Annotated in this window: 6 protein-coding genes; 4 read left to right on the top strand and 2 right to left on the bottom strand. The window is 57.2% G+C overall.

All coding sequences use genetic code 11. The annotated features are described in order from the left end of the window. Positions 1 to 2 precede the first annotated feature (2 nt). Complete coding sequence (locus tag AVO44_RS19800; RefSeq protein WP_068340976.1) at positions 3 to 1,091, top strand: ATP phosphoribosyltransferase regulatory subunit; 1,089 nt, start codon at positions 3 to 5, stop codon at positions 1,089 to 1,091. Beyond that, positions 1,088 to 1,777, top strand: a complete 690-nt coding sequence (hisG, locus tag AVO44_RS19805; RefSeq protein ID WP_068340986.1) for an ATP phosphoribosyltransferase — start codon at positions 1,088 to 1,090, stop codon at positions 1,775 to 1,777. Before AVO44_RS19800 ends, hisG begins: the two co-directional genes overlap by 4 nt. Here hisG and AVO44_RS19810 read toward each other — a convergent pair whose 3' ends face one another. Beyond that, positions 1,778 to 2,209, bottom strand: coding sequence for a DUF1489 family protein (locus AVO44_RS19810; protein ID WP_068340988.1), 432 nt, complete (start codon positions 2,207 to 2,209; stop codon positions 1,778 to 1,780). 129 nt (positions 2,210 to 2,338) lie between these two features. On the opposite strand from AVO44_RS19810, the gene AVO44_RS19815 reads away from it, so the two are divergent. Next, positions 2,339 to 4,621, top strand: coding sequence for an adenosylcobalamin-dependent ribonucleoside-diphosphate reductase (locus tag AVO44_RS19815; RefSeq protein ID WP_068340991.1), 2,283 nt, complete (start codon positions 2,339 to 2,341; stop codon positions 4,619 to 4,621). Positions 4,622 to 4,878: 257 nt separating this feature from the next. Further along, positions 4,879 to 5,052 (top strand): hypothetical protein, encoded by a 174-nt coding sequence (locus AVO44_RS21180; RefSeq protein ID WP_157770060.1) that lies wholly within the window; start codon positions 4,879 to 4,881, stop codon positions 5,050 to 5,052. A 321-nt stretch (positions 5,053 to 5,373) separates the two neighbouring features. Here the strand turns inward: AVO44_RS21180 and AVO44_RS19820 are convergent, their stop codons facing one another. Then, the gene (locus AVO44_RS19820) at positions 5,374 to 7,035 is read right to left on the bottom strand and encodes a sulfatase-like hydrolase/transferase (RefSeq protein ID WP_233422040.1); all 1,662 of its coding nucleotides are present in this window, start codon (positions 7,033 to 7,035) and stop codon (positions 5,374 to 5,376) included. Positions 7,036 to 7,289 lie beyond the last annotated feature (254 nt).

Raw genomic sequence — 7,289 nt, forward strand, 5'->3', positions numbered from 1 at the left:
TCATGGCCAATCGTTCTCAGATTCAGGCCCGCGCGGCCATGATGCGTGTCCGGTTCGAGGCTGCGGGCGCGCAGGTCGTCGATCCGCCGCTGCTGCAACCGGCAGAGACGTTGCTGGACCTATACGGAGAAGACATCCGGGCCCGCGCTTATGTGACGTCGGACGCGCTGCGGGGTGAGCAGATGTTGCGTCCCGACTTCACCCTGCCGGTGGTGCAGATGCACATGAGCGACGGGGCCGAGCCTGCGCGCTATACCTATTCCGGCGAGGTGTTCCGCCGGCAAGAGCTCAACCCGGATCGGTCCAACGAATACATTCAGGTCGGATACGAGGTCTTTGACCGTGACGATCCTTCGGGCGCGGATGCTGAGGTATTCTCGCTGTTCGCCCTCCAACTGCGTGGCTTGCCGCTGCGCGCGGCGACCGGGGATATTGGCATTCTGACGGCGGCGGTTCAGGGGCTGCGTACCACGGACCGACGTAAGGCGGCGTTGATGCGGCATCTGTGGCGGCCGCGTCGCTTTCGTATCCTGCTGGAGCGGTTCGCCGGGCGTAAACCAGCGCCTGAAGAGCGGGATGCGCTGCTGAATGCCGAAGACCCCTTGGCGGTTGACGCACCTATGATCGGCAAACGTCGCGCGACCGAGATCGAAGCACGGATCGAGGCGTTGCGCGAAGACCGCGATACGCCGCCGATCGCCGACAGCGAATTGGCAGGGTTGGAGACCCTATTGAATGTGCGCGAAACCATGCCCTTTGCGTTAGAGCAATTGCGCGACGTGGCGGTGGACCTGCCGCAGATTACGCAGGCGCTTGATCGGCTTGAGGCGCGGGTGGCCGCGCTGCAAGCACGCGGTGTGGACGTCGCACGCCTGGATTTTGAGGCCGCCTACGGACGTACTTCGATGGAGTACTACGACGGGTTTGTCTTCGGTTTTTACGCCGAGGGTCGCCCCGATCTGCCGCCGATTGCAACCGGCGGGCGCTATGATGCGCTGACCCGACAATTGGGTAACGGTGCCGAAATCCCCGCCGTGGGCGGCGTGCTGCGCCCCGATCTGATGCTGGAAATCGAGGAGGCCGCACAATGAGTTTGAAACTGGGCGTGCCTTCCAAGGGCCGGTTGATGGAAAAGACCTTTGCGTGGTTCGAAAAGCGCGGGATTGTTCTGTCGCGCAGCGGATCGGACCGGGAATATGCCGGCAAGGTTGAAGGCATTGACGGCGTTTCCCTGATCTTGCTGTCCGCTGGGGAAATGCCGCGCGAACTGGCCGCAGGGCGCATACATTTGGGCGTCACCGGAATTGACTTGGTGCAAGAGAAACTGCCGCGTTGGGAACAGCAGGTCGAAGAAGTCTCGCAACTTGGGTTCGGCAAGGCCGATCTTATCATCGCGACACCAGCCTGTTGGGTGGATGTCGATACGCTGGACGATCTTGATGCCGTTGCCGCAGCATTCCGCAAAGCACACGGCCATCGGCTGCGGATTGCAACGAAGTACCACCGGCTGGTGCGTGAGTTCCTGACAGATGCGGGCGTGGCCGATTACACTCTGGTCGACAGTCAGGGTGCGACCGAGGGCACAGTAATGAATGAAACGGCTGAGGCGGTTGCGGATATCACATCGACGGGTGAAACCTTGCGTGCCAACCACCTGAAGATTTTGTCAGATGGGTTGATCCTGCGGTCTCAGGCAACGTTGTGGCGCAGCCGCGTGGCCAGCTATGATGCAGAGGACAAGGCCGTGTTATCCGAGCTTTTGGATCGTCTTGCCTGATTACAACACACCGATTTCCGCCAGCGCGCGGTTCAGATCATCGGGCAGCGCGTCGTCTTGCGCGCGACTTTTTGGCAGATCGGCTGGTGTATCTTCCGGTTGCAGATAGCGCCACCCTTGGAAAGGGCGCTTTAGGGCGTTTTGTGTGCGGACAACATCTGGGTCCAAAACGATGGCGCAGCGGCGGATTCCGTCCTCACCCCGCACCTCATCCAAACGAAGGATGCGCTGACGGCATTGGACGACGCCTTTGATCACCCAGTAGATTGATCCGCCATTCAGTATCTCGGCCTCGCGTTTCGGCCACATGCGGGTGACATGGCGGGGCAGACGGTCATCAAACCGCTGGCGATAGCTGTCCTGCCACGCAATCAGGCTGTCAACGCTTTCTGAGCCAACCGAAAGTTTAATGAGATTAACGTATTTATCCACAGCTTTCCCACAGAGTCGTCCCGAAGACCACCTCTATATTGTAGACTGCTGGGCGCTGCCATCAAGGTGTTGTGGCGAGGGTGTGATTTGGGGTAAGCTGCTTATCTCTTTCTACTCAGGGAATCGCCAATGAGCCGCTTTGCTGCCCCCATCGCCGAACAGATTTGGGATATGAAATACCGCTTTAAACAGGCGGATGGGACACCCATAGACCTTACGGTTGAGGATAGCTGGCGACGCATAGCCCGCGATCTGGCGCGGGTAGAACAGGATCCGGCCCATTGGGAGGAAAAATTTTACGCGGCATTGGAGGACTTCAAATACCTGCCTGCAGGTCGCATCACAGCCGGGGCAGGTACGGCACGGCAGGTGACGCTGTTTAACTGCTTTGTCATGGGAACGATTCCAGACAGTATGGGCGGCATATTCGACATGTTGAAAGAGGCCGCGCTGACCATGCAGCAGGGGGGTGGGATCGGGTATGATTTCTCGACCATCCGGCCAAGGGGTGCTGATGTGCATGGGGTGGCCGCTGATGCATCGGGGCCGCTGTCTTTCATGGATGTGTGGGACGCGATGTGCCGCACCATCATGTCCGCAGGATCGCGTCGCGGGGCGATGATGGCGACGATGCGCTGCGATCACCCGGACATTGAACACTTTATCACAGCCAAATCCGACCCCGCCCGACTGCGCATGTTTAACATGTCGGTTTTGGTGACCGATGCCTTTATGGAGGCGGTCAAGGCGGACGGGCCGTGGGAGCTGGTCTTTGACGGTAAGATCTACCACACAGTGCAGGCGCGTGATCTGTGGAACAAGATCATGCAGGCGACGTATGACTACGCCGAACCCGGCGTGATCTTTATCGACCGGATCAATGCGGCAAACAACCTGAGCTATGTTGAAACCATTGCGGCGACCAATCCATGTGGCGAGCAGCCCCTGCCACCCTACGGCGCATGCCTTTTGGGATCGATCAACCTTGCACGGCTGGTAGCCGAGCCGTTCGAAACTGCTGCGCATCTGGATGAAGATGCCCTGCAAGAACTTGTCGCCACAGCGGTCCGAATGATGGACAACGTGGTTGATGTGTCGAAATTTCCGCTGGCCGAGCAAGAGGCCGAAGCGCAGGACAAACGCCGCATCGGTTTGGGCGTTACAGGTCTGGCCGATGCCCTGTTGATGCTTGGGCTGCGCTATGGTTCCGACGAGGCGGCGCGTCAGACCGAGCGCTGGTTGCACGCGATCGCCCGCGCCGCGTATCTGGCGTCGGTCGATTTGGCGAAGGAAAAGGGTGCGTTTCCCCTGTTCGATACCGAGAAATACCTGGCCAGCGGTACGATGCAGCAGATGGACGAAGACGTGCGCGACGCAATCCGGGAACACGGCATTCGCAACGCGCTGCTGACCTCGATCGCACCGACGGGGACGATTTCGCTTTACGCGGGGAATGTCTCGTCCGGGATCGAGCCGGTCTTTGCCTATGCTTATACGCGAAAAGTGCTGCAGAAAGACGGATCACGCACCGAGGAAGAGGTCGTGGACTATGCCGTGCAGATGTGGCGTAACAAGTTTGGTGACAAGGAACTTCCTGAGTTCTTTGTGAACGCGCAAACGCTGACGCCCGCGGATCACGTCAAGATGCAGGCGGCGGCGCAGAAATGGATCGACAGCTCGATTTCAAAGACGATCAACTGCCCGGAAGATATCAGTTTTGATGACTTCAAAGATGTCTACATGCAGGCTTGGGATCAGGGCTGCAAAGGTTGCACCACCTATCGCCCGAATGATGTGACCGGAAGCGTGTTGAGCGTTTCGGAAAACTCGGACAAAGCGCCGGGTGAAAGCGCGGATGCCCCGCAAGAAGTCCAAGGCGGTGATGTCATTTATATGTCAGAACCGCTGGACCGGCCGCAGTCACTTGAAGGTTCGACTTACAAACTGAAATGGCCCGACAGTGAGCACGCCATCTATCTGACAATCAACGATATTATCATCGGTGGACGTCGCCGCCCGTTCGAGGTTTTCATCAATTCGAAAAATATGGAGCACTTCGCCTGGACCGTTGCGCTGACCCGCATGATCTCGGCCGTGTTCCGGCGTGGGGGTGACGTCTCGTTTGTCGTCGAAGAATTGAAAGCCGTTTTTGACCCGCGCGGGGGGGCGTGGGTTCAAGGCAAATACATCCCGTCGATCCTAGCGGCAATCGGTGGTGTGATCGAGCAGCATATGGTCGCCATAGGCTTCCTTGAAGGTGAGGGCATGGGCCTCAAGTCCGACCCTCAGGCGCAGGTTGTGAACATGGATGCGCCGCGTGGAAAAGCCTGCCCGTCTTGTGGCCAGTACGACATGGTGATGATTGAAGGCTGCATGACCTGCCGAAGTTGCGGTCATTCCAAGTGTGGGTAATTGCGCAGCTTAGACATATTGTCGGACCCATGAATTAACTGCCATTGGCAAGGGTTTCCCGCCATTTTGACACGAGGTTAATTGCCATCGGCCGAAATTCGGCCGGTGGTTTTGTTTTAAAACAATAGCTTACGCGATCTCCGCCTTTTGCATGCTGAAGGGGTGCGTTTCCCCCTCCGAAGATCAGCACCTCCTGTTGACTGAAACGGCGGTTTTGAGCAGGGCTTATTCACCTTCCTTCAATTCCTGTCACGGAGTTGACCGAATTTGCCAGTCGTGAGGTGCGACGCCGTGGATTGACGCAGGCGTCGGTTGAGGCCGTGGCTGAGGCGTTGGAAATTTCCGGACGCGGTGCGGAGCTGAACCTTCGGCACGTCATCCGGATGCTGACAAGGGGTGAAGGGGTGGAGGCGGCTGGGGTCCATCATTGAGCACGCAGTTTCTCCGTCCGCTCAATCGACAGGATAGGAGCCGCATATGCAGGGTCAAGACCACTGCATCACTGATGAGGCGTTGCGTTTTATGGAGCGGTTCCCCGAGGTGTATAGCAGCCCTACAGAAAGTGGTGGCGGAACGGGCTGAAACTGCGCGCTAGGCCGGTGGCAGCGAAGCCGGACAAAACTGCTGTCTATTCAGGCCTGATAGTGGACTGCAGCGCAACCACCCTACAACCTCTACACTAAAGGGGTTGCGCGACATCTACCCGTTGCATTTGCCGCAAATGCTCCACCTAAACGCCAATCTATCCATCTCTATTCAAGTGCGCCGATCTGACGCTTCCATGCAAGCCATTCATCCCGCATTTGAATCGTCTCCAGCCTTAGGTTGTCGATCCCGCTATATGGCGTATCTACAGCCGCTGGAAGGTCGGGATAACGTTGTTTCCAAGCCATGTGTCGCTGTAGAATGCGCTCGAAAGGAGAAGCGGCCCATGCACCGACAGGCGTTGAAACCGGATACTTTTCGCCGGGGTCACGAAGCAAGTCGTAGAATGGTGCGACGACCAAATTAGAGCCGGCGTCCGCCAAGTTCAGTTTGAAGTGCTCTTTGATAACAGCCGCCAGATTGAAAGATTGGTAAACGAACACGGTATCTCGCCGCCCTTTGCCTTCGCCCAAAAGCAGCATTGACGTTTGGTCGACACCGTCAATGACACGGTCCGTCGGAAGATGCTCGAGTCCCCCGGCGACGCGCGCCAGTGTCGTAAACAGGTCGGCTACATGGATCATGTCTCCAACGTAGCTGTCCGCTTCAATTGCCGCAGGCCATCGAATAAATGCATCAACCCGCACTCCACCTTCGGTCGCATCGCCCTTGCCGCCCCGGTAGATCATCGGTGAATAGCCTGAATACGGCGCATACTTTGTGAAGTTGCCGTTGTCACCCATAATGATAACAATCGTGTTGTCGGCCTTCCCGCCTTCCTCAAGACGCGCGAGAATATCGCCAATCCAACCGTCAACTTTCTGCATCGATTCCGTTTGAAATCCACCATTGGGTGAGGTGAATTGGTCAACATCTGATCTGGTAAAGGTCAGCGGTAGCAATGGCCAGTATTGCAGAAAAAACGGTTCGTCCTTGGCCATCAGTGCATCTAATTGCTCAAGCGTCTGGCGCTGATATCGTTCGTTCATTTCGATATACTTCGCCTGTGTCCATTCTTCCCCGGCCTGAAGGTCCACTTCAGATGCCAACTCGCCCGCCACAGCCTCCAATCCCGTAACCATAGTTCCCGGTACGGGACGGAAACTGCGATCCAACACCCACTTGTCGTCAAACTGGGTGTAGTTTGCGCCGATCATCTGGTTGCCTTCATGAGAGGCACGCGCAAAAAGTGCCAATTGCGCTTGTTGGTGCACAGGGAAGGCGGCGAAGTCGAAACCTTGATTGTGCGGGAAGCTCTCGGCAATGTCGCCGATATGCCACTTCCCGACATGAGATGTGTTGTACCCCTCGGCTTTCAAAACCTCGGCCAAGGTCACTTCCTCGGCGGCCATGCCGAACCCGTCCATCGCCACCGAGGTTTTAGCCATGCCCAGCCGATAGGGCTGTCGTCCGGTCATAAAGGCGACACGAGTGGGAGTGCAGGACGGCTCCGTGTACATGCGCATCATACGCAACCCGTCTTCCGCGAACTCATTGATGTTCGGAGTTTCGTAGCCACGCACGTAGTTCAAGTAGGGTGTGCCGATCTCGCCGAAACCAATGTCATCAATTAGGATGTACAGGATGTTGGGAGGCTGACCGCCATTAGCGCTGCGTATTTCGGCAAGTCGAGCGTCGACGGCAGCGTCGTCCTCTGCCCAAGCCTCCGCGTGCTGTCGCTCAAGCACATAGTACTCTGCGTCATGAACAATTTCCGTGCCCTGCCCCGCAGCCATTCCAGCCAAGCATGTCAAGGTGGCGCTGGTCAACAAAGCAGTGGCACTCGCACTTCTCGCGAACGACTTGAAACACAACCGGTTCATTCTCTTCCCCCCAAATAAGATACATCAATGGATTAGCAATGACTGAAGTGTTGCAGTTTCGAAAACGGCGGTCCTTGATATCGGTCAACATAAGTGACTGCTCAGGGCTGAGGCTGTGTGGAAACTCCGATTGTGGTATGCTTTTCGGCAAAGACCGGAGGCGGGCATGTCGGGGTATATTGAGGGGACGGATCGGGGGC

Origin of the sequence: Ruegeria profundi, assembly GCF_001507545.1 — a bacterium.
GTDB classification, from domain to species: Bacteria; Pseudomonadota; Alphaproteobacteria; order Rhodobacterales; family Rhodobacteraceae; genus Ruegeria; species Ruegeria profundi.